Origin of the sequence: Streptomyces sp. NPDC089919, from assembly GCF_040684615.1 — a bacterium.
Classification (GTDB): Bacteria; Actinomycetota; Actinomycetes; order Streptomycetales; family Streptomycetaceae; genus Streptomyces.
The window spans coordinates 18,980-43,859 of record NZ_JBFBGK010000076.1 but is presented as its reverse complement, the minus strand read 5'-3'; the positions used below and the strand labels follow the sequence as shown (position 1 = coordinate 43,859).

Annotated in this window: 25 protein-coding genes; 10 read left to right on the top strand and 15 right to left on the bottom strand. The window is 73.4% G+C overall.

Annotated features, from left to right (window positions below):
• Positions 1–142 precede the first annotated feature (142 nt).
• Complete coding sequence (locus AB0O40_RS26370; RefSeq protein WP_365046557.1) at positions 143–694, top strand: GNAT family N-acetyltransferase; 552 nt, start codon at positions 143–145, stop codon at positions 692–694.
• 4 nt (positions 695–698) lie between these two features.
• Here the strand turns inward: AB0O40_RS26370 and AB0O40_RS26365 are convergent, their stop codons facing one another.
• The 6 genes from AB0O40_RS26365 to AB0O40_RS26340 form a co-directional block, all read right to left on the bottom strand.
• Positions 699–2,294, bottom strand: a complete 1,596-nt coding sequence (locus AB0O40_RS26365) for a type VI secretion protein (RefSeq protein ID WP_365046555.1) — start codon at positions 2,292–2,294, stop codon at positions 699–701.
• 1 nt (position 2,295) lies between these two features.
• Positions 2,296–3,717, bottom strand: a complete 1,422-nt coding sequence (locus tag AB0O40_RS26360) for an ATP-binding protein (RefSeq protein WP_365046552.1) — start codon at positions 3,715–3,717, stop codon at positions 2,296–2,298.
• Between the two features lie 18 nt (positions 3,718–3,735).
• Positions 3,736–5,298, bottom strand: coding sequence for an SCO6880 family protein (locus tag AB0O40_RS26355; RefSeq protein WP_365046549.1), 1,563 nt, complete (start codon positions 5,296–5,298; stop codon positions 3,736–3,738).
• Complete coding sequence (locus AB0O40_RS26350) at positions 5,295–6,659, bottom strand: hypothetical protein (RefSeq protein WP_365046546.1); 1,365 nt, start codon at positions 6,657–6,659, stop codon at positions 5,295–5,297. The genes AB0O40_RS26355 and AB0O40_RS26350 overlap by 4 nt, the downstream gene beginning before the upstream one ends.
• The gene (locus tag AB0O40_RS26345; RefSeq protein ID WP_365046543.1) at positions 6,649–7,488 is read right to left on the bottom strand and encodes a hypothetical protein; all 840 of its coding nucleotides are present in this window, start codon (positions 7,486–7,488) and stop codon (positions 6,649–6,651) included. The genes AB0O40_RS26350 and AB0O40_RS26345 overlap by 11 nt, the downstream gene beginning before the upstream one ends.
• Positions 7,489–7,705: 217 nt before the next feature.
• Positions 7,706–8,014 (bottom strand): hypothetical protein, encoded by a 309-nt coding sequence (locus AB0O40_RS26340; protein WP_008742356.1) that lies wholly within the window; start codon positions 8,012–8,014, stop codon positions 7,706–7,708.
• A gap of 419 nt (positions 8,015–8,433) precedes the next feature.
• Between AB0O40_RS26340 and AB0O40_RS26335 the strand changes: the two genes are divergently transcribed.
• Positions 8,434–9,336 carry a hypothetical protein gene (locus tag AB0O40_RS26335; RefSeq protein ID WP_365046539.1) on the top strand — a complete coding sequence of 301 codons (903 nt, stop codon included), beginning with the start codon at positions 8,434–8,436 and terminating at the stop codon, positions 9,334–9,336.
• A gap of 118 nt (positions 9,337–9,454) precedes the next feature.
• Here the strand turns inward: AB0O40_RS26335 and AB0O40_RS26330 are convergent, their stop codons facing one another.
• Positions 9,455–9,748 (bottom strand): hypothetical protein, encoded by a 294-nt coding sequence (locus AB0O40_RS26330; protein WP_365046537.1) that lies wholly within the window; start codon positions 9,746–9,748, stop codon positions 9,455–9,457.
• Positions 9,749–9,921: 173 nt separating this feature from the next.
• Complete coding sequence (locus AB0O40_RS26325) at positions 9,922–10,803, bottom strand: pentapeptide repeat-containing protein (protein WP_365046534.1); 882 nt, start codon at positions 10,801–10,803, stop codon at positions 9,922–9,924.
• Between the two features lie 98 nt (positions 10,804–10,901).
• Between AB0O40_RS26325 and AB0O40_RS26320 the strand changes: the two genes are divergently transcribed.
• The 4 genes from AB0O40_RS26320 (at position 10,902) to AB0O40_RS26305 (ending at position 14,357) form a co-directional block, all read left to right on the top strand.
• Positions 10,902–11,510: a LysE family transporter gene (locus AB0O40_RS26320; protein WP_365046531.1), complete on the top strand. Its 609-nt coding sequence runs from the start codon at positions 10,902–10,904 to the stop codon at positions 11,508–11,510.
• A gap of 40 nt (positions 11,511–11,550) precedes the next feature.
• Entirely contained in the window at positions 11,551–12,330 is a 780-nt protein-coding gene (locus tag AB0O40_RS26315; RefSeq protein WP_365046528.1) for a thioesterase family protein, read from the top strand.
• Between the two features lie 134 nt (positions 12,331–12,464).
• Positions 12,465–13,478 carry a bifunctional lytic transglycosylase/C40 family peptidase gene (locus tag AB0O40_RS26310; RefSeq protein ID WP_365046560.1) on the top strand — a complete coding sequence of 338 codons (1,014 nt, stop codon included), beginning with the start codon at positions 12,465–12,467 and terminating at the stop codon, positions 13,476–13,478.
• A gap of 174 nt (positions 13,479–13,652) precedes the next feature.
• Positions 13,653–14,357: a phosphatase PAP2 family protein gene (locus tag AB0O40_RS26305; protein WP_365046525.1), complete on the top strand. Its 705-nt coding sequence runs from the start codon at positions 13,653–13,655 to the stop codon at positions 14,355–14,357.
• Between the two features lie 136 nt (positions 14,358–14,493).
• Here AB0O40_RS26305 and AB0O40_RS26300 read toward each other — a convergent pair whose 3' ends face one another.
• Together AB0O40_RS26300 and AB0O40_RS26295 are read right to left on the bottom strand one after the other, a co-directional pair.
• Positions 14,494–14,733 (bottom strand): hypothetical protein, encoded by a 240-nt coding sequence (locus AB0O40_RS26300; RefSeq protein ID WP_365046523.1) that lies wholly within the window; start codon positions 14,731–14,733, stop codon positions 14,494–14,496.
• Between the two features lie 122 nt (positions 14,734–14,855).
• Positions 14,856–15,125: a hypothetical protein gene (locus AB0O40_RS26295; protein WP_365046565.1), complete on the bottom strand. Its 270-nt coding sequence runs from the start codon at positions 15,123–15,125 to the stop codon at positions 14,856–14,858.
• 119 nt (positions 15,126–15,244) lie between these two features.
• On the opposite strand from AB0O40_RS26295, the gene AB0O40_RS26290 reads away from it, so the two are divergent.
• Positions 15,245–16,057 (top strand): hypothetical protein, encoded by an 813-nt coding sequence (locus tag AB0O40_RS26290; RefSeq protein ID WP_365046520.1) that lies wholly within the window; start codon positions 15,245–15,247, stop codon positions 16,055–16,057.
• Between the two features lie 122 nt (positions 16,058–16,179).
• A complete protein-coding gene (locus tag AB0O40_RS26285) occupies positions 16,180–16,332 on the top strand; it encodes a hypothetical protein (RefSeq protein ID WP_365046562.1) in 153 nt (50 codons plus the stop codon).
• Positions 16,333–16,405: 73 nt separating this feature from the next.
• On the opposite strand, the gene AB0O40_RS26280 is transcribed toward AB0O40_RS26285, so the two are convergent.
• Positions 16,406–16,741, bottom strand: a complete 336-nt coding sequence (locus tag AB0O40_RS26280) for a metal-sensitive transcriptional regulator (protein WP_365046517.1) — start codon at positions 16,739–16,741, stop codon at positions 16,406–16,408.
• Between the two features lie 191 nt (positions 16,742–16,932).
• On the opposite strand from AB0O40_RS26280, the gene AB0O40_RS26275 reads away from it, so the two are divergent.
• Together AB0O40_RS26275 and AB0O40_RS26270 are read left to right on the top strand one after the other, a co-directional pair.
• Positions 16,933–17,553, top strand: a complete 621-nt coding sequence (locus tag AB0O40_RS26275) for a DUF47 family protein (protein WP_365046515.1) — start codon at positions 16,933–16,935, stop codon at positions 17,551–17,553.
• A gap of 5 nt (positions 17,554–17,558) precedes the next feature.
• Entirely contained in the window at positions 17,559–18,557 is a 999-nt protein-coding gene (locus tag AB0O40_RS26270; RefSeq protein ID WP_365046512.1) for an inorganic phosphate transporter, read from the top strand.
• 84 nt (positions 18,558–18,641) lie between these two features.
• On the opposite strand, the gene AB0O40_RS26265 is transcribed toward AB0O40_RS26270, so the two are convergent.
• The 4 genes from AB0O40_RS26265 to AB0O40_RS26250 all read right to left on the bottom strand — a co-directional run bounded on the left by AB0O40_RS26265 (position 18,642) and on the right by AB0O40_RS26250 (position 24,686).
• Positions 18,642–20,108: a VCBS repeat-containing protein gene (locus AB0O40_RS26265; protein WP_365046510.1), complete on the bottom strand. Its 1,467-nt coding sequence runs from the start codon at positions 20,106–20,108 to the stop codon at positions 18,642–18,644.
• A gap of 36 nt (positions 20,109–20,144) precedes the next feature.
• Positions 20,145–21,596 carry an FG-GAP repeat protein gene (locus tag AB0O40_RS26260; protein ID WP_365046507.1) on the bottom strand — a complete coding sequence of 484 codons (1,452 nt, stop codon included), beginning with the start codon at positions 21,594–21,596 and terminating at the stop codon, positions 20,145–20,147.
• A gap of 50 nt (positions 21,597–21,646) precedes the next feature.
• Positions 21,647–23,089, bottom strand: coding sequence for an FG-GAP-like repeat-containing protein (locus AB0O40_RS26255; RefSeq protein ID WP_365046505.1), 1,443 nt, complete (start codon positions 23,087–23,089; stop codon positions 21,647–21,649).
• A gap of 82 nt (positions 23,090–23,171) precedes the next feature.
• The gene (locus AB0O40_RS26250) at positions 23,172–24,686 is read right to left on the bottom strand and encodes an FG-GAP and VCBS repeat-containing protein (protein WP_365046502.1); all 1,515 of its coding nucleotides are present in this window, start codon (positions 24,684–24,686) and stop codon (positions 23,172–23,174) included.
• Between the last annotated feature and the right edge of the window lie 194 nt (positions 24,687–24,880).

Below are 24,880 nucleotides of genomic sequence, written 5' to 3'. Positions count from 1 at the left end.
GCAGGGGGGACCCTGTGGGAGAGTAGGACGCCGCCGAACAATCATTGTGGGAAAGCCCCGCACCTTCTGGTGCGGGGCTTTTCTGCGTTCTGGGCCGAATAAGGAGGGGACGGCCAGGACGGTGCCGCCTAGGATCGGCCGCATGGATCACATCATCCGCGCCGTGCGCGCCGACGAGTGGGAGAAGGCCAAGGAGCTGCGGCTGGTGGCGCTGCGGGATCCGTTGGCCCGGCTCGCCTTCCACGAGACGTACGAGACCGCCCTCGAGCAGCCGGACTCCTTCTGGCAGGAGCGGACCGAGCGGGCGGCCGAGAGCGCCACCGTCCGGCAGTTCATCGCCGAGGCGCCGGACGGCAGCTGGGTCGGGTCGGTGACCGTGCTCGTGGAGCCGGCCGGGGTGCCGTCGCTCCTCGGTGACAGCGTGCCCGAGCAGGACCAGGCGATGATCGTGGGGGTCTTCGTCCGGGCCGAGAACCGGGGCAGCGGACTGACCGAGGCCCTTTTCGAGGCGGCGGTGGGCTGGTCCTGGGAGCTGGCCGAGCCGGTGGTGCGGCGCGTACGGCTCTACGTACACGAGGACAACCACCCGGCGGTCGGCTTCTACCGGCGGTTCGGCTTCGAGCCCACGGGGGTGACCCTGCCGGCGCCCACCAACCCCGACGAGCGGGAGCTGGAGCACGCGCTCACGCGCTGACCGGCTAGCCGACCGTCTCGGCGGTCAGGGCCGGCCAGCGCGAGCGGGCCTGCTCCCGGCTGCGCAGCAGGGCCAGCAGGGGCAGCGCGCCCGGGCCGGTGCCGGCCAGCAGCTCGGGGAGCTGGGGGAGCGGTGCCACGGCGGCCAGGTCGTCGAGGACCAGGGTCAGTGGTGGGTCGAGCCGACCGTCGGATGACCGTACGGCCATGCGGCGGCCGTGCTCGACCACGCTTGACGCGAGTGCGGTGAGCAGGGGCATCGCCCCGGGTGCCGTCCGGGGGTCCTCCACGGGCTCACCCACCAGGTAGAGCGTGCCCCCTTCGTCGAGGAACGATGCCAGCGTCAGCGAATCCGTTCTGTTCGGGGTGCAGGCGTCGCGGATGTGGATCGAGGACAGGCAGCCGAGCGCACGGGCCGTCAGTTCCCTGGCGATCTCGCGGCGTTCGGGATGCGCGGTGAGGGCGTTCTCGAGCTCGCCGGCCATGCCGGGGGCGGCCTTGGGGTGGGTGCGCAGGATGCGGACCGGTTCCTGGGTGCCGGAGCCCTGGGCCCAGCGGTGCAGCTGCTTGAAGGGGCGGTCCTCGAGGGCGGCGGCGTGCAGCCAGCTGCGCAGGAGCGTTTCCGCCGTGTCGGCGACCGCGGCGTCGATGCGGGCCTGGGGGCGTACCGGGGAGAGCAGGGCGGTGGCGCGGGCGGTGGCGGTGTCGCGGTCGGTGCAGCCGGTGCCGGGGTGCCAGTGCAGCCGGGCCGGGGTGTCGCACAGGTGGGAGGGGTCGTAGAGCAGGACCGGGCCGAGCTTGGCGCGGGCGTCCTTGGTGTCGGCCCACAGGGCGGGCGAGGAGGTGACGACCAGGGCGGCCCCCTCGGCCTCGGCGATCCGGCGGGCCGCGGCCCGGTGCCGGTCGGCCGGGCCGCCGTACAGGAGGCGGCTCTCGGAGCCGGCGGACCAGGGTTCGGCGGAGACGGGGGAGACCGGGGCGGCCTGGTCCCGGGCCCCGGGGGCGTAGCCGAAGCCGTAGCGGTAGGCCTCGTCGGTGGGTTCGGTACGGGGTTCGGGCGCGGGGGCCGGGACCACCGGTTCGGGCAGGGCCTTCTCGGTCGCGGCGGGCGCCGGTGGCGGGACCGCCCGCCGGGGCGCCGGGGCGCGGACCGCGGCCGGCTGGGCCGCGCTCTCCTCGGGTCCGGGGTCCTGCGGTGTCGGTGCGGCCTCCCGGCGGGCCGCGCGCCGGGCCTTGGAGCGGGCGAGGACACCGATGGTGAAGAGGGTCAGGACGAACAGCACCATCAGCTCGCTGATGAGCAGGCCCCAGAAGAGGCCCCAGCCCGAGAGGGCGGTCGGTGCGGTGTCGGGCCAGGCGGCGGCCAGGTCGTGCGGCCGGGTGGCCAGGGCCCGCATGGCCATCGGCGTACGGGTGAAGCTGACGGTGGCCGGCCAGGAGCCGCGGGCGAACAGCGCCGCGAGCCCGGTGGCCGACCAGACCAGCAGGGTCAGGCCCAGCAGGAAGGCCAGCAGGCCCACCAGCAGGGAGTCCGGGACGCCCCGTGCGGGCTCCGTGTCGTACCGCCCCCGTGCGCCGTGCCCCCGGCCGTCCCGCGGCATCTCACGCCACCGTGGATTCCGTGGAGCCGCCGTGCATCTGCTGCTCGATCAGCAAGGCTCTCTCCTCCGCTTCGAGTTCGGCCGCGAGCAGGTCCTCGGGCAGTCCCCGGTCGGCCGGGGCCGAAGACTCCGTCATGGCCCGGTCGGTGTAGACCAGCGGCCGTTCCGCCTCGGTGATCAGGTGTTTGACCACTTGGACGTTGCCGTTGACGTCCCAGACGGCGATGCCCGGGGTGAGGGTCGGGATGATCTCCACGGCCCATCGGGGCAGGCCGAGGACGCGTCCGGTGGCGCGGGCCTCGTCGGCTTTCTGGGCGTAGATGGTGCGGGTGGAGGCCATCTTGAGGATGGCCGCGGCCTCCCGGGCCGCCGCGCCGTCCACCACGTCGGAGAGGTGGTGGACGACGGCGACGAAGGACAGGCCGAGGCGGCGCCCGAACTTGAGCAGCCGCTGGAACAGCTGCGCCACGAAGGGCGAGTTGATGATGTGCCAGGCCTCCTCGACCAGGAAGATCCGTTTCTTCCGGTCGGGGCGGATCCAGGTGTGTTCCAGCCAGACGCCGACGATCGCCATGAGGATGGGCATGGCGATGGAGTTGCGGTCGATGTGGGACAGGTCGAAGACGATCAGCGGGGCGTCCAGGTCGATGCCGACGGTGGTCGGGCCGTCGAACATGCCCCGCAGGTCGCCGTCGACCAGCCGGTCGATGACCAGCGCGACGTCCAGGCCCCAGGCGCGCACGTCGTCTATGTCGACGTTCATGGCCTCCGCGGACTCCGCCTCGGGGTGGCGGAGTTGTTCCACGATGTCCGTCAGCACCGGCTGGCGGTCGAGGATGGTCTCGTTGACGTAGGCGTGGGCGACCTTGAGGGCGAAGCCGGCGCGCTCGTCCAGGCCGTGCCCCATCGCGACCTCGATGATGGTGCGCAGCAGGGCGAGCTGGCCGGTGGTGGTGATGGCCGGGTCGAGGGGGTTGAGGCGGATGCCGCCGTCGTTGGCCGCGACCGGGTCCAGCCGGATGGGGGTTATCCCCAGCTGTTCCGCGATCAGGTTCCATTCGCCGACGCCGTCCTCGCCCTGGGCGTCGAGGACGACGACCTGGCGGTCCCGGAAGCGGAGTTGGCGCAGGACGTAGGTCTTCTCCAGCGCGGACTTGCCGTTGCCGGACTCGCCGAGCACCAGCCAGTGCGGGGCCGGGAGCTGCTGGCCGTACAGCTGGAAGGGGTCGTAGATGTAGCCCTTGCCGCTGTAGACCTCGCGTCCGATGATGACGCCGGAGTCGCCGAGGCCGGGGGCCGCGGTGGGGAGGTAGACGGCCTGGGCCTGCCCGGTGGAGGTGCGGACGGGCAGCCGGGTGGTTTCGACCTTGCCGAAGAGGAAGCTGGTGAAGGCGTCCGTCAGCGCGGACAGCGGATCTCGCATGGCGGGTCTGCCCTCCAGCTAGCGTCGGATGCCGGTGGCGAACGGCAGGGTGTTCACGAAGGCGCGGTGGTGCTCGCGGTCGCACCATTCGAGCTTGAGGTACGACTTGCCGGCCGAGGCGCGGATGGTCCGCTTGTCGCGGGCGAGGGCTTCGGGCGATCGCGAGGACACCGTGATGTACCCGACCAGGTTGACCCCCGCCGCACCACTGGCGAGATCTTCACCCCTCTGGTCGAGCCGGCCGTGGGCGGCGATGTCGCGGGGGTCGACGGTGCGGTTCATCTTGGCGGCGCGGGAGGCGTCGGCCTCGTCGTTGGTCTTCTCGGTGAGCATGCGCTCGATGGCGACCTCGGTGGGCTCCAGGTCCATGGTGACGGCGACGGTGCGGATCACGTCGGGGGTGTGGACGAGCAGCGGGGCGAGGAAGTTCACGCCGACGGGGGTCATGGGCCATTCCTTCACCCAGGCCGTGGCGTGGCACCAGGGCGCGCGGGTCTGGGACTCGCGGGTCTTGGCCTGGAGGTAGGTGGGTTCGACGGCGTCCAGTTCGGCGGGCCAGGCGTTGCGCTTGGTCATGGCCTGGATGTGGTCGATGGGGTGGTCCGGGTCGTACATGGAGTGCACGAGGGAGGCGAGCCGGCCCTGGCCGAGGGGCTGGCGGACGCGGATGTCGGCCTCGGCGAGCCGGGCGCAGATGTCGGTGAGCTCGCGTGCCATGACGACGGCGAGGCCGGCGTCCTTGTCGACCTTGCGGCCGGCCCGGGGGGTGGCGGCGCGGGCCATGGCGTGGGCCTCGGCGGCGAGTTCGCGGGTGTAGTGCATGCAGGCGACGAGGTAGGCGCGGTGCTGCTCGCTGGAGGTGGAGACCATGGACTGGAGCTGGTCGTAGGAGTCGCGGAGCCAGCCGGGGGCCTGGGTGTCGCCGCGCTGGGCGACGTCCTTGGCGTGGGCGTCGGGGTCGGCGGGCAGGGTGCGGGCCAGCATCTGGAGGCGGGTGACGAAGCCGTCGCCGTTGGCGACGTGCTTGAGGAGGGTGCCGAAGCGGTCGACGAGGGCTTCCTGGTCCTCGCTGTCGCGCAGGCCGACGCCGGGGCCCTCGATCTCGATGGCGGCGGTGACGGTGCGCCGGTCGGCGTGGAGCAGGACGGCGATCTCGTCGGGGCCGAAGGGGGCGGCCAGCCAGCTGATGCGGCCGATGCCGGGCGGCGGGCCGACCTCGACCTCGGCGCCGTCGGCGGCGCGGGTGCCGGACTCCATGGCGGCCGAGCGGTAGGTGGTGCCGCGGCGCAGGCTGCGCTTGTAGCTGCGGTTGACCTCGAACCACTTGTAGAAGGTGCGGTGCTTGTACGGGACGTAGACCGCGGCCAGGGCGAGGACCGGGAAGCCGGCGAGGCAGACGATGCGGAGCATCAGCTGGGGGACGAGGAGTCCGCTCATCATGCCGAGGAAGGCGCCCGCGATGATCAGTGCGATCTCGCCGGTCTCGCGGTTCTTGCCGACGATCGCGTTCGGCCGGGCGCGGCCGATGAGATACGTGCGGCGGGGCGCGACCGGGTGGATCTGATGGGACTGGGTCGTCAACGCCCGTCACCTCCTGTGCCTGTGGTCCTGCTGGTGTGCGGGGTGTTCGCGCCGGAGCCGCGGGGCGGGGGTGCGGCGGAGGGGACAGTTCCGCCGCCGACCCCGGTCCCGCCGGAGGTGCCCCGGCTGCTGTGGGCCGCCACGCCGCCGGCGAGCGGGTTGGCGGGGCGTGGCTCGGCGCCGCCGGCCCGGTGGGCGCCGCCCCGGCTGCTGTGCGTCTTGATGCCCTGCGAGACGAGCGAGGCCGGGGAGCTGATGACGGCGGCTGCCTGGGCGCCGTCGGTGGCCTGCTTGCGGTTCGTACGGGCGGAGGCGATCTCGTCGCCGAAGCCGGGTACGAAACGGTAGATCATCGCGGAGGCGAAGATCGCGAGGAGGATGATGGCGAGTCCCGAGACGACGGCCGAGAAGGCGTCGGGGCCGTTCTCGCCGGCGAGGGCGCCGGCCAGGCCGAGCACGATCACGATGACCGGTTTGACCAGGATCACCGCGATCATGATGCCGGCCCAGCGGCGGACGTGTCCCCACATGTTGCGGTCGACGAGTCCGGCGTAGACGGCGGTTCCGAGCAGGGCGCCGACGTAGAGCAGGGCGGCCCGGATGACCAGCTCGAGCCAGAGGACGCCGGCGGCGAGCACGGTCACCAGGGAGACGACGATCAGCATGATCGGGCCGCCGCCGATGTCCTGGCCCTTCTTGAGGGCTTCGGTGAAGGAGCCGAAGAAGACGTCGGTCTGGCCGCCGGTGCCGCTGGCGATGACCTCGGTGACGCTGTCGGTGGCGGAGACCAGGGTGTAGAGGATCAGCGGGGTGAAGGCGGAGGCGAGGACGGTCAGCCACAGGAAGCCGATGGCCTCGGAGAGCGCGGTGGTCAGGGGCACGCCACGGACGGCCCGCTTGGCGACCGCGAGCAGCCACAGGACGAGCGTGAGGACGGTGGAGGCGGCGAAGACGACGGCGTACTGGCGCAGGAAGGCGGCGTTGGTGAAGTCGACGTCGGCGGTGCCCTTGATGGCCTCGCTGAGCTTGCCGACGATCCAGGCGCCGGCGTCCGCGCAGCCCTTGGCGAGGGAGGTGAGCGGGTCGACGGCGCTGTTGGGGTCGGGGGCGGGTGCGGGGGCCTTGTTGCCGGGCTGGCGGCCCTCGCAGATGTTGCGGGCCTGGCCGCCGAGGAGGCTGCACGGGTTGGGTGCGGTGGTGGCGGTCGGGGCGCCGCGCTCGGGCGGGGTCGGTGTCGGGGTGGGCGCGGCGGCGGCCCGGGACGCGAGCAGCACGAGGGTGCCCTGCAGGGCGGCGAGGGCGGTGAGTGCGGAGCGCAGCGGCCGGCGGGGGGCCGAGGGGCTGGCGGGCCTACCGGGCATAGGTGAACCCTCCGAATTCGTTGACCGCGCCGGCGATGTCGGCGGAGCCGGAGACGGGGTTGTCGCCGGTGACCGGGGTGGGCCCGGTGCGCTGGCTGGTGCCCAGGACCTTCCAGTCCGAGCCGTTCCACTTCAGCTTGACGGTGAGCGTGTACCAGGCGCTGGTGACGGGCTTGGTGGACTTGTCGCCGGTGAGCCCGAAGAGGCCGAGGGACCAGACGTCCACGTCGGCGGCGTCCTCGGCGTAGCGCAGGACCTTGGAGCCGACGGGGGTGGTGCGGCTGACGAAGGTGGCGCCGGCCGGGGCGGTGCCGTCGGCGGTGAGGCCGATCTGGTCGAAGAGGGCGCGCGAGTAGGTGGCGTCGTACGCGGCCTGGAGCGCGGTGAGGGAGCCTTCGTCGGCGACGGCGGCGATCAGGCGGTGCCGCTGGTCGGCCGGGTACATGCCGTCGGAACCGAGGACGGCGGCGTAGTTGGCGGCGGCGGACTGGGCGCCCTGCTCGGTGTGGGCGAAGCCGGCGGGGACGCCGTTGTGCCGGCCGGCGACGGGGCGTTCGCCGGTGGCGGCGGTGGAGCCGGCGGCGGGGGCCTTGGGGTCGGTGCTGCCGGGGTCGTCGGAGCCGCCGCCGTCGCCCTGGTTCGCGAACGCGATGGCGGCGATCAGCAGGACGAAGACGCCGACGACGGTGAGCAGGCCGCGGGAGGCGCGGGCCGGGCGGCGGGCGGTGCCGTAGGGGTCGCCGGGGGCGTCGGGCAGGCGGGTGCGGGTCTGTCCGGTGCCGCCCACCCGGTCGGTGTCGGCGTAGCCCGGTCCGTCGTCGTGGCTCATGCAGCCCCCGCCCCCTCAGCCGTGTCGTGGTACGACGGTAGCCGGGCTGGTTCCCGCGTGGGCGTGGAGTGGTGAGTCGTCATCAGGAAACGCAACCTCGGCCGGTGGGCGGTGGGCCTGCAAGGGGGAGATCGGGTGGGGGAGTGCGGGAGGCTGCGGGGGTGCCGCCCGGGGCGGCCGGTGGGGCCCGGCCCGTCGGGGCCGGGCCGTGGGCCCGCTAGACGGCCATCCCGTACACGATGGTGAAGAGGGTCCCGAGCGATCCGATGATGAACACCCCGGTCAGGCCGGCGACGATGAGGCCCTTGCCCTGTTCCGCGCTGAACGTGTCGCGCAGGGCGGTGGCGCCGATGCGCTGCTTGGCCGCGCCCCAGATGGCGATGCCGAGGCAGAGGAGGATCGCCACGGCCATGACCACCTCGATCATGACCTTCGCTTCGTTGCCGAGACTGCCGAACGGCCCCCAATTGGGGGCGATTCCGCCGATGATGGTGGTGATGTCGCCCTTTTCGGCTGCCAGGATCATGTAACTCACCGCCCCTGTTGGGTAGTTCCGTCAGCCCGTGCCCGTCGGCAGGGGTCACGCACTATCTTCGCTGATGAAACCGCCGTCGTATGTCGACTTGGCGGCTCTCTTTGTGCGAACTCTTGCCGGGCCGCTCGCCGGCCGCCGCTCCGACGCCCTGACCTGGGGCGCGGTCCGGTCGTATGCGAAGACACGTACGGTCACTGTGTGTATCACGCGGGTTGACGCCGGGCAATGAGGGCGAGTGGCGGGGTGCCGCCGCCCGTTCGGAGCAGCCGCGGGGCGTGCCGTTCGTCCGATGCGCTGACAAATGTCCGACATTCCGGCTGTCGTTCCATCGGTGTGCCCGGCGGCGGGGGATGCTCCGGGTGCTCCCGGCCGGAGCGCCTCGAGTGTTCGGTACCAAGAAGGAGCTACGTATGGGTCCTGTGACCAGGACGAGACGCCGCACCCGGCTCGTCGGCGGGCTGATCCTGCCGGTGGCGCTGGGTCTCGCGGGCCTCGCCTCGCCGGCGTTCGCCGAGACGGGTACGGGTACGTCGGCCACGGCGGCGGAGCAGCGGGCGGGCGGCGGCGGTGGCGACTGCCCCAAGCCGCGGCCGCGGCACGCGGCGGCCGGATCCGCCGCGCAGGCGGCGCCGGCCGGTGGCGGCGGGCACGGCTGTCCCGGGCCGCCCGGTCCGCCCGGGAAGCCCGGCAAGCCGGGTCCCCAGGGGCCGCCCGGACCGCGGGGCCCGAAGGGCGACAAGGGTGACAAGGGCGACACCGGGCAGACGGGCCCGCAGGGCCCGGCCGGGGCCCAGGGCCCGGTGGGCCCGGCGGGACCGCAGGGCATGCCCGGCCCGGCCGGCATGCAGGGTCCCCCCGGACAGGCGGGTCCGCCCGGACAGCAGGGCCCGGCGGGTCAGGCCGGTCCGCAGGGCCCTCAGGGGCCGACCGGTGCCACGGGTGCGACCGGTCCGACCGGTCCGACGGGGCCCACCGGTGCGACCGGCCCGTGCGTGGCCTACGACGGGCTGATGGACCAGAACTCGCAGGAGTTCGGGATCGCGCTCAAGGGCACCAAGACGTGGATCGGGCGTCGTGGCCGGGTGATGGGCGGTGGACTCGGCGACTTCGCGTGGCAGGACCTGTCGATCGCTCCCCACACCGACTATCCGTCCGGCGTGTGCGACGTGTCGATGACCCTGCAGGGCAATGACGTGTACGCGTACGCCATCACCACGGGCGGGGTGCTGTACCGGACCCACTGCAGCATCAACGGCATGGTCCCGCTGGTGTGCACCGAGCCGTGGGCGGCGGTCCAGGCGCCGCTGCCGTAGCGGCGGGCGGTACGGGCGGCGGTCGGCGGTACGGGCCGGCGCCGCCGGGGAGCGCGGGGCGCTCCCGGCCGGGGCACGAGCCGGCCGGGGGCGCCCCGCGCCGCGTCCGGGGTCGGCTCTAGCCGAACCAGACGCTCCGCTTGACCAGGAGGAAGGCCGTGTCGCCGGGCGGGATGATGCCCAGCTGCGGCCCGAAGCAGTACGGGTAGGCGAAGACCACGGCCGGGTTGTCGGTGTGGTTGGTGACCCGGCTGAAGTTGCCGAAGGTGTAGCAGCCGTGCGGCTCGTGGAAGGTGTAGCCGTTCAGGTGCAGTTCGTCGGAACCGGACGAGGCGTGGGCGGAGCCGCCGAGTCCGATGACGAGGACGGCAGCGGCCGCCAGGCTGCCGAGGGTCGAGATGAAGCGTCGCATGGGTCAAACCTCCGTGTGCGCCGGAAATTGACGATCAACTTCCGGTTGCGTCGCTCACGGTATGCGGGAGGATGCGGATGGTCACGGGGCGTGCGGAAGCGCCCCGGGGGCGCGTCCGGTGATCACGTGCGCACGGCCGTTCCGGTGAACGGCCCCCGCCTCCTGACGGGTGGTCAGGCGGCCCAGTGGCCGGGGCGGTCCAGGCCCGGCGGGATCCGGGTGGCGGCGTCGCCCCGGGCGGCGTTCAGCTGCGCCTGGGTGAGGAAGAGGGCCCCGGTCAGGTCCGCCCCGCGCAGGTCCGCGTCGCGCAGGTCCGCCCCGATCAGGTCGGCCTCGCGCAGGTCGGCCCCGGAGAGGTCGGCGGCGATCAGGTAGGCGCCGCGCAGGTTGGCGCCGCGCAGGGCCGCGCGGGCCAGTCGGGCGCCCATGAGGTCCGCGCCGCGGTGGTTGCGCTTCTTGCCGGGGACCTTCGCGCGGACCAGTTCGCTGCTCTCCAGCAGCAGTTCGCTGACCTGCCCGCGCAGGGCGGGTACGTCGGCGGCGGCCAGTTCGGCGGCCTGGCCGCGGGTCAGCTCCTCGATCCCGGCCCGGGCGCGCGCCAGGGCGGGGTGCACCGGCCGGGCGGCCGGCAGGGCCAGCGCCTCGGTGAGGTACCAGAGGAGTTCGTGGAGCTGCCGCATGACGGGGAAGACCTCGAACATCAGCCGGGACTCCTCGGGGTGCGCCCGCCAGTCCCGGCCGACGAAGGTGACCTGGGAGACCTTCTGTCCGGCGCCGAAGCAGTCGAAGACGGTGCAGCCCTTCCAGCCCTGTTCGCGCAGGGAGGTGTGGATGCCGCAGCGGAAGTCGGTGCGGAGGTTGCCGCAGGGGGTCCCGGCGCCCTTGTCGCGGGCGAAGTCGGCGGAGGCGGCGAAGGGCAGCGCGACGCAGCAGAGCCCGAAGCAGCTGCCGCAGTCGGCGCGCAGCCCGGCGAACCCGTCCGGGGCGGGCTGCGGAGAGGACTGCGGGGCGGACTTCGCGGCGGACTTCGGGGAGGGCTTCGGGGAGGGGGACATGGGACGGACGCTCCAGGTGAGACGGGATCGCCCCATTGTCCCCTGCGGGCCGCTCGATCTCCGTTGATCTCCTCGCGGGCCCGCGAAAGGATCTGTCCATGACAGAACTGATCGCCGTGGCCGTCATCACCGTCCTTGCCGTCATCAGTCCGGGCGCGGACTTCGCGATGGTCGTCCGCAACAGCTACCTCTACGGCCGCACCACCGGGCTCTTCGCCGCCGCGGGCGTGGGCTCGGGCGTGCTGGTGCACGTCACGTACACGATGCTGGGCGTGGGGCTGCTGATCGCCTCGTCCACCGCCCTGTTCACCGCCATCAAGCTGGCGGGCGCGGGCTACCTCGTCTACGTGGGCGTCCGGACCTTCCGGGCCCGCGCGGAGCTGACGGTGGACCTGGAGTCCAAGCCGCAGCTGACCGCGCTGGGCGCCCTGCGGACCGGCTTCCTGACCAACGTCCTCAACCCCAAGACCACGCTCTTCGTCGTCTCCACCTTCACCCAGGTCGTCGGCCCGGACACGCCCGTGTGGCGGCAGGCCGGCTACGGCCTCTTCATGGCCCTGGCGCACGTGGCGTGGTTCTCCGCGGTCGCGCTCTTCTTCTCCACCACCACCCTGCGCGACCGGATGCTCAAGGCCCAGAAGACGCTCAACCGGGCCATCGGGTCCGTCCTGGTGGGTCTGGGCGTGACCCTGGGCCTGGCCCGCTGAACCCTGGCGTCCGCGCCGTACCGGTGGGTAGCCTGCCGGGATGGCTGAGGCGTTCTACGAGCGGGTCGGCCCGCAGGAGTACGCGGCGTCCGCGTACACGCGCGGGCCCTGGGATGCGGGATCACAGCACGCCGGACCGCCGGCGGCGCTGCTGGGGCGGGCGCTCGAGGGCGGCCGGGAGGGACTGCGGCTGGCCCGGGTGACCTACGAGATCCTGCGGCCGGTGCCGATCGGGGCGCTGCGGGTGACCACCGAGGTGGTGCGGTCCGGGCGCAGTACCGAGATCGTCGAGGCGGCCCTGGTGCCCGAGGGGGCCGAGGGGCCGGTGATGCTGGCGCGCGGGCTGCGGATCCGGACGGCCGGGGAGCCGGGCCCGGCGGTGGCGCAGGGCCCCCAGGTCCCGCCACCCGGGGAGGCGGCCGGCACCCCCTTCTTCCCCGTGCCGTGGGACACCGGGTACCACACCGCCATGGAAGCCCGCTTCACCGAGGGCGCGTTCACCGAACTGGGCCCGGGCACCTGCTGGATGCGGATGCGGGTGCCGCTGGTGGCGGGGGACGAGCCCCGGCCGCTGGACCGGGTGCTGGTCGCGGCGGACTCGGGCAACGGCATCGGGAACGTCCTCGACTTCGGCCGGTACGTCTTCGTGAACCCGGACCTGACGGTGCACCTGCACCGGCACCCGGTCGGCGAGTGGGTCTGCGTCGAGGCGCGGACCAGCACCGACCCGGCCGGGATCGGCCTGGCGGACGCCCGGCTGCACGACGAGAAGGGCCCGATCGGCCGCAGCGCGCAGAGCCTCTTCATCACCCCCCGGTAGCGCCGCGGGTCCGCGCCGGCCCCCGGCGCGGGCCTTCCGGTGGAAATCCACGCCCCCGAGCCCCGTTTCCGGCCGGCGAACGGGCTGTCAGGACGCCCTGCATGAGGCAGTGTTGACGGGTGCGAAAGTTCTGGATGGCGGGCGGGATCGGGATCGGGCTGTGCCTGGGTTTCATCGGGCTGCTCGTCGTCGGCACGTACTCCGCGGCGGCGGGGGCGCTGGGCGGCGGCCGGTCCGTCGCGCTCGCCAAGGGCTCGGTGCCCGCGTTGTACGCCCCGCTGGTGCAGCGCTGGGGCAATCTGTGCCCGGCCCTCAACCCGGCGCTGCTGGCGGCGCAGTTGTACCAGGAGAGCGGCTGGAACCCGCGCGCGGTCAGCCCGGCCGACGCCCGGGGCATCGCGCAGTTCATCCCCGGTACCTGGGCCACCCACGGCATCGACGGCGACGGCGACGGCGACCGGGACATCTGGGACCCGGCGGACGCGATCCCCTCCGCGGCCTCGTACGACTGCGAACTGGCGGGCTACGTCAAGAAGGTGCCCGGGAACGTCAGCGACAACATGCTGGCCGCGTACAACGCCGGCGCCTACCGGGTCATCCAGTACCAGGGCGTCCCGCCGTACCGGGAGACCCGGGACTACGTGCGGATCATCCGCAGCCTGGAGAAGAGCTTCGCCGCCCCGGTCGGCCGGGTGGCGCCCTCCCAGCAGGCCGCCCAGGCCATCGACTTCGCCCAACGGCAGCTCGGCAAGCCCTACCTGTGGGGCGGCGAGGGCACCCCCGAGCAGAACGGCCGCTTCGACTGCTCCGGGCTCACCCAGGCCGCGTACCGGACGGTGGGCATCGAGCTGCCCCGGGTGGCCAACGACCAGTACAACGCCGGGCCGCACCCCTCGCGGGCCGAACTGCTCCCCGGTGACCTGGTCTTCTTCTCCGACGACCTGGCGGACTCCCGGGCCATCCACCACGTCGGCATCTACGTCGGCGGCGGCTACATGATCAACGCCCCCTACACCGGGGCGGTGATCCGCTTCGACAAGATGGACACCCCGGACTACTTCGGTGCCACTCGTGTCACCAAGGACGGTGCGGCGGCCCTGCCCGACCGTGCGGAGCAGGCGCAACGCTCCGTGAAGCCCAGGCCCTGAGCTGCGACGATGAGTCACTCTTCGATAACGTTGGGGTGATCATTCGGTGGAGAGTGGAACGTACGCGCCAGAACGGGCGTTCCCTGGTTACCGGGGGCTGTTCGCGGGGGTCGAAGGGGCGCACAAGGGCGTGCGCCCGCAGGGGACGAGGCAAGGGCAAGGGGCCGACGCACGATGGCTGGACTCGCGACGGGTGGGCCGAACCCCGATGTAAGCCTGCTCCACGACATCAACGGCATCGCCGCCAGTACCCCCGGCTGGGTCGACCGACTGGTCGCCGCGGTCGGCGAGTACGGCCTGATCGCCGCCCTGGTCCTGCTGGTGCTCTGGTGCTGGCGCGGCGCCCGGCGGCAGCCCGGGCCCGAGGCCACCGAATCCTTCGTCGCCCTGGTGTGGGCGCCGCTCGCGGCCGGTCTGGCGCTGCTGGTCAACATCCCGCTGCGGTCCTTCGTCGGCCGGCCCCGGCCCTTCGCGCACTACCCGGGCATCCACGTCCTGGCCTCCGGCCGGACCGGCTTCTCCTTCGTCAGCGACCACGCCACCCTCACCATGGCCCTGGGCGTCGGGCTCTTCGTGGCCCACCGGAAGTACGGCCTGATCGGGATCGGACTGGCCCTCCTGGAGGGCTTCTGCCGCGTCTACACGGGCGCGCACTACCCCACCGACGTGATCGGCGGCTTCGCGCTGGGCACCGCCGTGGTGCTGCTGTTCGCACCGCCCGCGATCTGGCTGCTCACCCCGGTGGTACGGGCCGTGGCCGGCTCGCCGCGGGCCGGCCGGCTGGTCCGGTCCCGGACCCTGCCGCCGCCCCGGCCGGTGGAACTGGCCGCGTCCCAGGGCGCGGAGGAGTACGTCCAGGAGCGCGACCTGGCCGCCTGAGGCCCCTCGGGACGGCCCGCCCGTCAGTGGGGTATGCCGGGTCAGGCGCGCAGGACGTACAGCAGCCCCGCGGCCAGCAGGCAGAGCAGGGCCGCGCCGAAGCAGGCGCGGACCGCCGTCCGGGGGCGGGTGCCGCTCAGCGTTCCTCCTCCGGGGCGGATTCCCCGGCCGCCTCGTCCCGCCGGTAGCGGGAGCGCAGCCACAGGCCGGTGGCCGCGGCCGCCGCGCCCGTGGTGCCGATGGCCAGCGCCACGTCGCCCGGCCCGTCGGCGGTGCCCACCGGCTTCCCGGACCGCCCGGCGGCGTGGCCGGGAGCGGCGGACAGCGCGAAGCCGAGCGCCAGCGCGTACACGGCGACGGTGAACTTGGGTCGCATGGGCCTCCGCCCTGTGGAGTGGTCCCCCTCCTGGCACCAGGGCATCCGGCCGGCCGGCGGTGCGCCAGCCGGCCCGGTCCGTCCGGGTGAGGCGGGGTCCTCCACGGGGGTGGGGGCCGGTGTCAGTGCGGCTGCCCCAGGTGGGCGGCGGCGTCCCGGCGGGCCAGGTCGCGGGAGCGGCGGGCCGGGCCGCGCCAGCCGCAGCTGCAGGAGGCCGTGCAGAAGGAGCCGCGCTCGGTGGTGGCGATGACGTGGGCCGGTTCCGCGGTCCCGGGGTCGCCGTGTCCGGCCGGCGGTCCCGCGGTGCAGGTCCGGGGCGGCGGCACGACGGCGCAGGGCACCGGCGGGGCGGAAAGCGGAAGGGACGGGGCGGGTGCGGGGTGCGGGTCCACGCCTCCACGGTACCTCTCCCGGCGGGCCCCCGGCCGTGACGGGGAACCCCGGACGTCGTTATCCGGAGCGGGTGGGGGCCTCGGTCGGACAGGGTTGGGCGTTGGGGGTTTGGCAGGCGATGGTGGTGCATCAGCACAGGCGCAGGGGTGGGGCGTTCGTCACCGGCGCGATGGTCGTGGCGCTGGCCCCGGGGCTCTCCGGATGTGGCGGCCAGCCGGATCCGGCCCCCGACGGGCGAGCGGTGGTGCGGGCCGCGGCCGACGTGCTGGCCCGGTCCGGCAGCGCCCGGGCCCGGACCGCGATGGAGATGGCCACCGGCGGCACCCGGGTCACCATCCGGGGCGAGGGCGGCGTGGACTTCCGGCACCGGATGGGGCAGCTGGTGGTGATGCTGCCGGACGACGCCGCGGGCAAGGCCGAGCACCGGCCGATCACCGAACTGCTCACCCCGGGCGCGCTGTACATGAAGAACCGGGGCGCGGGGGTGCCGGCCGACAAGTGGGTGCGGGTGGACACCACCTCCCTCTCGGACGGCAACCTGGTCACCGGCGGCGCCACCGACCCGGTGGCCGCGGCCGAGCTGCTGCGGGGCGTCCGGCAGGTCACCTTCGTCGGGGACACCGAGCTGGCCGGGACGAAGGTGCGGCACTACCGCGGGACCACCGACATCGCGCTGGCCGCGCGAGCGGCGTCACCGCACGCCCGGGGGGCGCTCCAGGCGGCGGCGAAAGGGTTCAGCACGGACACCGTGCCCTTCGACGCGTACGTCGACGAGGCGGGCCGGCTCCGGAAGGTCCGGCACCGTTTCAGCTATGTGAACAATGGCGTGATCGATGTCTCGTCGACGACGCTGCTCTACGGCTTCGGCACCCCGGTGACCGTCCAATTGCCCGCAAGCGGGGACATTTTCGCGGGGAAGATCGCCGAATAGCCGCTCCGGCGGGGGTCCGGCGCCCTCGGGGGTATCCGGAAATGGTCCATCCGTGTCATGCGCGGCCGGTGGCCGCCTCCCTACGCTGAGACTCCGACCGACGGCAGAGAGAGGTGAGTCGCGTGACACCGGCAGGCGGTGCGACCGTCCAGGACCACGTGGCCCTCGCCGAGATCGAGCTGTGCGGCGAGCTGATCATCGCGGCCTCCGCCGCTGCGGAGGACCGGCTCAGCCAGGACCGGATCGACGAGGTGCTGCTCGTGGGGAGCGCCTGAGCGCAGCACACCCGTGACAGGGGGAGGGGGCGCGGCCGGCCGGCCGCGCCCCCTCCTCGCGTCCGTAGCCGTCTCAGGTGCGCAGCAGCCGGGCGATCGCCTTGGTGGCCTCTTCGACCTTGGCGTCGATCTCGTCGCCGCCCTTGACCGCCGCGTCCGCGACGCAGTGGCGCAAATGCTCCTCCAGCAGTTGCAGGGCGAAGGACTGGAGCGCCTTCGTGCTGGCCGAAACCTGCGTGAGTATGTCGATGCAGTAGACGTCCTCGTCGACCAGTCGCTGCAGGCCCCGGATCTGCCCCTCGATGCGCCGCAGCCGCTTGAGGTGTTCGGCCTTCTGGTGGTGGTAGCCGTGGACGCCGTGGTCGTGACCGGCCGCCTCGGTGGGGCCGGCCGCCTCGGTGGTCGTCATCGTGTCTCCCGTGGTCCGGTCGGGGGTGCATACCCCTCATGGGTATATGGTACCGGCGCCTGCCCCAAGGGGCACGGCCCGTGCTCCTCACTCTGCCTGATGGAGGACACTCGGGAACGGCCGGTTAGCCGTGGCCGGAGGATGCGCCTAGCATCAGCCTGACCGAATCCGATGCACCCCGAGGACCTCACGTGCGATTTCGTCTGACCCCCAGGGAGACGAGCTTCTACGACATGTTCGCCGCATCCGCGGACAACATCGTCACGGGCTCCAAGCTCCTGATGGAACTGCTCGGTGCGGACTCGTCCGCCCGGGCCGAGATCGCGGAGCGGATGCGGGCAGCGGAGCACGCGGGCGACGACGCGACCCACGCGATCTTCCACCAGCTCAACTCCTCCTTCATCACGCCGTTCGACCGCGAGGACATCTACAACCTGGCGTCCTCGCTCGACGACATCATGGACTTCATGGAAGAGGCGGTCGACCTGGTCGTCCTCTACAACGTCGAAGAGCTCCCCAAGGGCGTCGAGCAGCAGATCGAGGTGCTGGCCCGGGCGGCCGAGCTGACCGCGGAGGCCATGCCGCACCTGCGCACGATGGACAACCTCACGGAGTACTGGATCGAGGTCAACCGCCTCGAGAACCAGGCCGACCAGATCCACCGCAAGCTGCTGGCCACGCTCTTCAACGGCAAGTACGACGCCATCGAGGTGCTGAAGCTCAAGCAGATCGTCGACGTGCTTGAAGAGGCTGCCGACGCGTTCGAGCACGTCGCGAACACGGTGGAGACCATCGCGGTCAAGGAGTCCTGAACCACGTGGACACCTTCGCGCTGGTCGTGACCATCGCTGTCGCGCTCGGCTTCACCTACACCAACGGCTTCCACGACTCCGCGAACGCCATCGCGACCTCCGTCTCGACCCGGGCGCTGACCCCGCGGGCGGCGCTGGCGATGGCGGCGGTGATGAACCTCGCGGGCGCCTTCCTCGGCAGCGGCGTGGCCAAGACCGTCAGCGAGGGCCTGATCGAGACCCCGCACGGCAACCGGGGCATGTGGATCCTCTTCGCGGCGCTGGTCGGCGCGATCGTCTGGAACCTGATCACCTGGTACTTCGGCCTCCCCTCGTCCTCCTCGCACGCCCTCTTCGGCGGCATGGTCGGCGCGGCGCTGGCGGGCGGCACCGACGTCATCTGGTCCGGGGTGGTCGAGAAGATCATCATCCCGATGTTCCTGTCGCCGGTGGTCGGCCTGATCGCCGGTTACCTGGTGATGGTCGCGATCATGTGGATGTTCCGCCGCGCCAACCCGCACAAGGCCAAGCGGGGCTTCCGCATCGCGCAGACCGTCTCGGCGGCCGGCATGGCCCTGGGCCACGGCCTCCAGGACGCCCAGAAGACGATGGGCATCGTGGTGATGGCCCTGGTCATCGCGGACGTGCAGGACTCCGGGGACCCGATCCCGGTCTGGGTGAAGATCGCCTGCGCCGTGATGCTGTCGCTCGGCACCTACGCGGGCGGCTGGCGCATCATGCGCACCCTGGGCCGCAAGATCATCGAGCTGGACCCGCCGCAGGGCTTCGCGGCCGAGACCACCGGTGCCTCGATCATGTTCATCAGCGCCTTCCTCTTCAAGGCGCCGATCTCCACCACCCACGTGATCACCTCGGCGATCATGGGCGTGGGCGCCACCAAGCGGGTCAACGCGGTCCGCTGGGGCGTGGCCAAGAACATCATCCTGGGCTGGTTCATCACCATGCCGGCCGCGGCCCTGGTCGCCGCGCTCAGCTTCTGGATCGTGGACCTCGCCTTCGTGTGACCCGCACGACCCCTGCCGTACGAGAGGGCCCCCGCCGGACGGATCCGGCGGGGGCCTTCTGCGTACGGCCGGTGGCCGGCCTGGTCAGCCGAGCAGCCGGTAGCCGAAGACCGCCCCGCCGGCCGCCTTCAGGCCGAGGTCGGCCAGGCCGACGGAGCCGGCGCCGGTGCCGGTGATGCCGTCGGCGCCCGCGGGCAGCTGCCACACCCGGCCGGCCCAGCGGGAGTCGCCCTGGCCGCCGGTGTAGAGCTCGGCCCGGCCGTCCCGGTCGGCGTCGACCAGGGCCACGGAGTTGCCGAACCGGTCGTCCTTCTGGGAGGTGCCGGGCACTCCGGGCGTTTCCTGGGTGAACTGCCGGGCGCCGGCGCCGGAGACCCCGGCGGGGCCGCCGCGCAGCACGGTCACCGCGCCGGAGGCGGTGGCGGCCGGGTCGGTGCCGGTCTCCTGGGGCGCGCCGACCGCGATGTCGTCGTAGCCGTCGCCGTCGGTGTCACCGATGGAGACGGACCGGCCCCAGTAGTCGTCCTTCTCGCTGGTGTCGGGGACCCCGGGACTGTCCTGGTTCAGGGTCTGGGGCTTCAGCTCGGCGCTGACGCCGCGGGGGCCGCCGTAGGTGACGGTGATGTGGCCGCCGGGGGCCCCGGGGGTGCCGAAGTGGGTGCCCGCGACGAAGTCCTGGTAGCCGTCCTTGTTGAGGTCGCCGAAGTCGCCGGTCTGGGTCAGGTGGTTGCCGTCGATGCTCGCGACCGGGACCAGGCCGGTACGGGAGCCCTTGTAGAGGGTGCCCTTGTGGTAGTCGAAGACCACCGCGTCGGCGATGCCGTCGCCGGTCATGTCGCCCACCCGGATGCGGTCGGCCCGGTTGTCGTCCAGCCGCGTGGTCTCGCGGTAGACGATCGAGGCCGGCTCGTTGGTGGCCCGGTCCAGGGGGCCCACCAGGACCGCCAGGACGGTGGTCTTACCGTCGTGTGCTTGGGCGAGCAGGTCGGCGATGCCGTCGCCGGTGACGTCACCGACCGCCTGCGGTCCGTACAGGTGCGCGCCGCCGGTGGTGAGGTTCCCCCACGGCAGCAGAGTGGTGTACCGGCCGGTGATGCCGTCCTTGCCGCCGCGCAGCACCATCGTGCCGCTCGGATTGGCGGGTGTCCCGGAGTCCCCGCTCTGGACGAGGAGATCGTCGTAGCCGTCGCCGTCCACGTCCCCCTGGCCGATCAGCTTGCCGAACTCGTCGTGGTAGGCCAACAGGCCCGGGACGCCCGGGGTGTCGCGGTGGATGAGCGAGGCCTTGCCCAGGCCGGTGGGGGAGCCGTACCGGACGGCGATCACGCCGGCCTTCTCGACTCCCGCGACGCGGGCCGCGTACGCGTCGGCCGCGAGGTCGGGGTAGCCGTCGCCGTTGAAGTCGGCGGTGGCCTCCGGAGTGGGTGTGACCAGCGGCTTGGCCAGGGGCCGCACGGCGGGGGCCGCTCCGGCCGCGGTCGTGGCGGCGCCGGTGAGGGCGAGGGTGGCGGCGGTGCAGGCGGCCGTCGCGAGCAGGGTGTGCCGGCGCATGGGGCGGGTGTTCCTTCGTGTCGGGGGTGGCGGTGGTCAGCCGGCGAAGCGGTAGCCGAAGTTGGACGGGCCGGTGGGGCCGCCGAAGGCGGTGAGGGCGAAGCTGGTGGCGCCGGCGCCGGTGATGCCGGTGCCGGGTGCGGTGGCCAGCTTCCAGACCCGGCCGGTGTAGCCGTCCTCGCCGTTGCCGCCCACGTACACCTCGGGCGTGCCGTTCTTGTCGGTGTCCAGGACCCGCACGGCCGAGCCGAAGTGGTCCTCCTTCTCCGAGGTGCTGGGCACACCCGCCGTGCCCTGGGTCAGGGACCGGCGGCCCACGGTGGTCACGCCGGTCGCGCTGCCGCGGAACACGTGCACCGCGCCCGCCTGCGCGATCGCGGTGGCACCGCTGCCGGAGTCCTTGTACGGGGCGCCGAGGACGATGTCCGCGAAGCCGTCGCCGTCGGTGTCGGTGACGGAGAGGGCGCCGCCCGCCAGACCGCCCGAGGGGACCTGGAGGCCGCCGGTCGCGCCGCTGAGCGTGAGGGTGCGGCCGGCCCGGGTGGCGTTCAGTCCGGTCGGGCCGCCGTAGTTGACGCTGAGGGTCGGCACGCCCGCGGGGAAGAGGGTGGCGACCAGGTCCAGGTAGCCGTCGCCGTTGACGTCGCCGAAGGCGGAGGTGCCGACGTTCGCCCAGTCCTTGCCCTGCTTGACGGTGCCGGCGGCCTTGACCAGGCCGGTCCTGGTGCCCTTGAGGACGACGCTGGTGGCCGAGTGGTTCGTCCACCAGCCGTCGACGGTCACGTCGGCCAGGCCGTCGCCGGTGATGTCCCCGACGAAGAGGGCCCGGGGGCCCGCGACCTTGTCCAGCTTCTCGATGTTGCGGAAGGTGTTGACCGCGGCCCGGCCGGTGCGCCGGTCGATCGGACCGTAGAGGGCGGTGAAGCCGTAGCCGCTGCGGCCGCCCAGGGCCCGGAAGACCAGGTCCGTCCGGTGGTCGCCGTTGATGTCGCCGGCCCCGAGGGCGCCGCCGAGGATCTTGGGGTCGGCGTCGGTGTAGGAGCCCTTGGGCAGGGTGGTGCCGGTGCCGGTGATGCCCTTGGCGCTGCCCCAGAGGATCGTGTTCGTCTCGATCCAGTTGAGCAGCAGGTCGTCGTAGCCGTCCCCGTCGAAGTCGCCGGTGGCGCTGACCTCGCGCCACTTGCCGTCGGCGGCCGGGTCGCCGGGGACGCCCTCGGTGGCCTGGCTGATGACGGAGTCGTACCGCAGGCCCGTCGGGGAGCCGTAGGCGACGGTGACCACGCCGGCCCGCTTGAGGCCGGCCACGGTGGCGGTGTGGGCGCCGATGGCGAGGTCGGGGTAGCCGTCGCCGTTGAAGTCGGCGGTTCGGGTCTTCGCCGGGGCCTTGGCCGCGGCGGGGGCCGCTCCGGCGGTGGTGGCGGCCACGCCGGTGAGGGCGAGGGCGGCGGCCGTGCAGGCGGCCGTCGCGAGCAGGGTGTGCCGGCTCATGGGGGTGTCTCCTTGGTGTGTGGGCGTGGCGGACGGGGCGGGTGCGGGGATCAGCCCGAGAAGTGGGCGCCGAACGAGGCGCCGCCGGTCGGCCCGCCGAGGGCGGCGAGGTTGAAGGAGGTCGCGCCGGTGCCGGTGACGCCGGTGCCGGGCGCGGTGGCGAGCTTCCAGACGCGGCCGGTGTAGCCGTCCTCGCCCTCGCCGCCGACGTACAGTTCGGGTGCGCCGTTGCGGTCCGCGTCCAGGACGCGCAGGCTGCGGCCGAAGCGGTCGGTGACCTCGGAGGTGCTGGGGACGCCCGCGGAGTTCTGGGTGAACGCCTTGGCGCCGGTGGTGGTGAGGCCGGTCGCGCTGCCCCGGAGCACCGTGACCGCGCCGGAGCCCCGGGTGGCCACGGCGTCCGTGCCGCTCTCGCCCGGCGCGCCGACGACGACGTCCGCGTATCCGTCCTGGTCGACGTCGGCGACGGCGAGGGACTCGCCGAAGTAGTCGTTGGCCTCGCCGACACCGGGCACGCCGGGGCTGTCCTGGGAGTACGTACGCGGGCTGAGGGTGGTGCTGACGCCCTTCGGGCCGCCGAACGTGACGGTGAACCGCTCCAGGGCGAAGCCCTTCCCGCCGTCGGTCACGGCACCGAGGCTGACGAAGTCGGGGTAGCCGTCCTTGTTGACGTCGCCGAAGTTGTCGCTCCCGTACTCCCGTTCGTTGATGACGGCGGTGGTGGAGCCGCCCTTGACCAGGCCGTCGGGGGTGCCCCGCAGGACCACCGTCTTGTAGAGCCCGGCCTGGGTGTTGCTGGTCGCGATGACGTCGGCGATGCCGTCGCCGGTCATGTCGCCCACCCGGAAGCCCATGACCCAGTAGTCCAGCAGACCGGTCGACTCGGTGGCCTTGGCCGGCTCGCCGGTACGGGCGAACGGGCCGAGGTCGATCCGGAGGCCCTGAGAGGCCGTGGAGAGGAGGTCCGGGTGGCCGTCGCCGTTCACGTCGCCGACGCCCATGGCCCCGATGTGCCGTCCCCCGACGCCTGCTCCGTCCGGGACCTCGGCCGAGGCCCCGGTGAGGCCCTTGGGGCTGCCCCAGAGGAGCAGGACCGTTCCTCCGATGCCCCCGGGCGGCGCCACGACCAGGTCGTCGTAGCCGTCGCCGTCGAAGTCGCCGAAGCCCTTGATGCGCTGCCACCGCCCGTTCGCGACGGGGGTGCCGGGCACGCCCGGGGTGGCCTGGCTGATGAACGAGGCCTGGGAGTTCTGGAAGCCGGTGGCCGACCCGTAGAGCACGGAGATCGCGCCGGCCTTCTTCAGGCCGTCCACGGTCGCGGTGGGGGCGCCGACGGCCAGGTCGGGGTAGCCGTCGCCGTTGAAGTCGGCCGTGGTGCGCGCGGCCGGGGCGGGTGCGGCGGGGGCCGCCGGGGCGGCGGTGGCCGGGGTCAGGGCGGCGACGGTGAGGACGGCCGCGCCGAGGGCGGCGAGACCGAGGGTGCGCTGGGGCATGGCGGGACTCCTGGCGTGCTGGGGACGGGCGGGGCGCGGCGGGGGTGCCGTCGCGGGGTGCCCCGTCGGGTGGGGCGGACGGTCAGCCGATGAGGCGGTAGCCGAAGTGGATGTGGGCGGTGGGGCCGCCGAGGGCGCCGGACCAGAGGCTGGTCGCGCCGGTGCCGGTCAGGCCGCCGGCGCCGGTGCGCAGCACCCAGACGCGGCCGGACCAGGTGTCCTCGCCGCGGCCGCCGACCAGGACCTCGGCGGTGCCGTCGCCGTCGGTGTCGGTGGCCAGCACGGCGCCGCCGAACTGGTCCTCCGCCTCCGAGGTGCTGGGGACGCCCGCGGTGTTCTGGGTGAGGGTGCGGGCGCCGGTGGTGGTGACGCCCTTCGGGCCGCCGCGCAGCACGGTGACCGCGCCCGCGGAGTGCACGGGCGTCCCGGCGGCGGTGGGCGACTCGCCCGGGGCGCCGATGACGACGTCCGGGTAGCCGTCGTGGTCGGTGTCGGTGACCGCGAGGGACTGGCCGAACCGGTCGTACGGGCTGTCGGTGCCGGGCACGCCGGGGCTCGCCTGGGTGTACCGGGCCGCCGGCCGGGTGGTGCTGACGCCCTGGGGGCCGCCGTACGTGACCCAGACGGTGCCGCCGGTGCGCGGGGCGGAGCCGGTCAGGGCGCCGCCGTCGCCGCCGACGAAGTCGGGGTAGCCGTCCTGGTCGAGGTCGCCGAAGGCACCGCCGGGGCCGGCGAGGGCGGTGCCGACCGGGAAGAGGCCGGTGGCGGTGTGGCGCAGGACGAGGCCGGCGGGCGCGGCCGGGTCCTTGGTGGCGGCGATGACCTCGGCGACCCCGTCCCCGGTCATGTCGCCGGCGTGGACGACGGTGGGGTGCAGGGTGCCGGTGCCGGTGAAGGAGGTGGCGGCGGGCTTGCCGGTGGTGCGGTCGACCGGGCCGGCCAGGTGGCGGACGCCGTAGGTGCGGACGCCGTTCCTGGTGGTGGAGCCGGCGGCGACGATGTCGGCGTACCCGTCGCCGGTGACGTCGGCCACGGCCACGCCGGTACTGGGGGCGCCCCCGGTGGGCAGGGTGGTGGGGGCGGCGACCAGGGTCGAGGCGCCGGTGACCCCGGCCGCGGAGCCCCACAGGACGAGGTAGCCCTCGGGGGTGCGGACGACGAGGTCGGTGTAGGCGTCGGCGTCGAGCCGGCCGGTGCCGGCGAGGTCGCCCCAGTGGGCGCCGGTGGTGAGGTCGCCGGGGATGCCGGGGGTGGCCTGGTTGAGGAAGGCGGCGCCGTCGGTGCGCAGGCCCTTCGCGGAGCCGTAGACGACCGTGATCCCGCCGGCGTCGGGCGTGAGGTAGCCGGGGGTGCCGTCGGTGCGGCGCGGGCCGGGCATGTCGGGGGCGGCGACGGCCACGTCGCCGTACCCGTCGCCGTTGAAGTCGGCCGCGGGCGCGGTCTTCGGGGCCGCCGGGGCCTGGTTCGCGTACGGGGTGGGGCCTGCGACGGCGGCGGGCCGGTGGCCGGCCGGCGGCTGCGCCAGGGCCGGTCCGGCGAGCACGCCCGGGACGAGTGCGGCGCACACGGCAGCCGTCGACAGCGCGCGCTTGCGCATGGATGAACCCCCCGATTCAACACCCGGCCGCGATGGCCGGCTCCGGCATCAGATCACATCGGAGGGGGCACCGCACAGGAGGAAGATCACGGGTCCGCGGGCACAACCCCGGGGGGTCCTCGGGGGTCGTAACAAGGCCGGAAACGTGGTGGGGCCCGCCCCCTTCCCAGGGGGCGGGCCCATCGCCTTGCGGT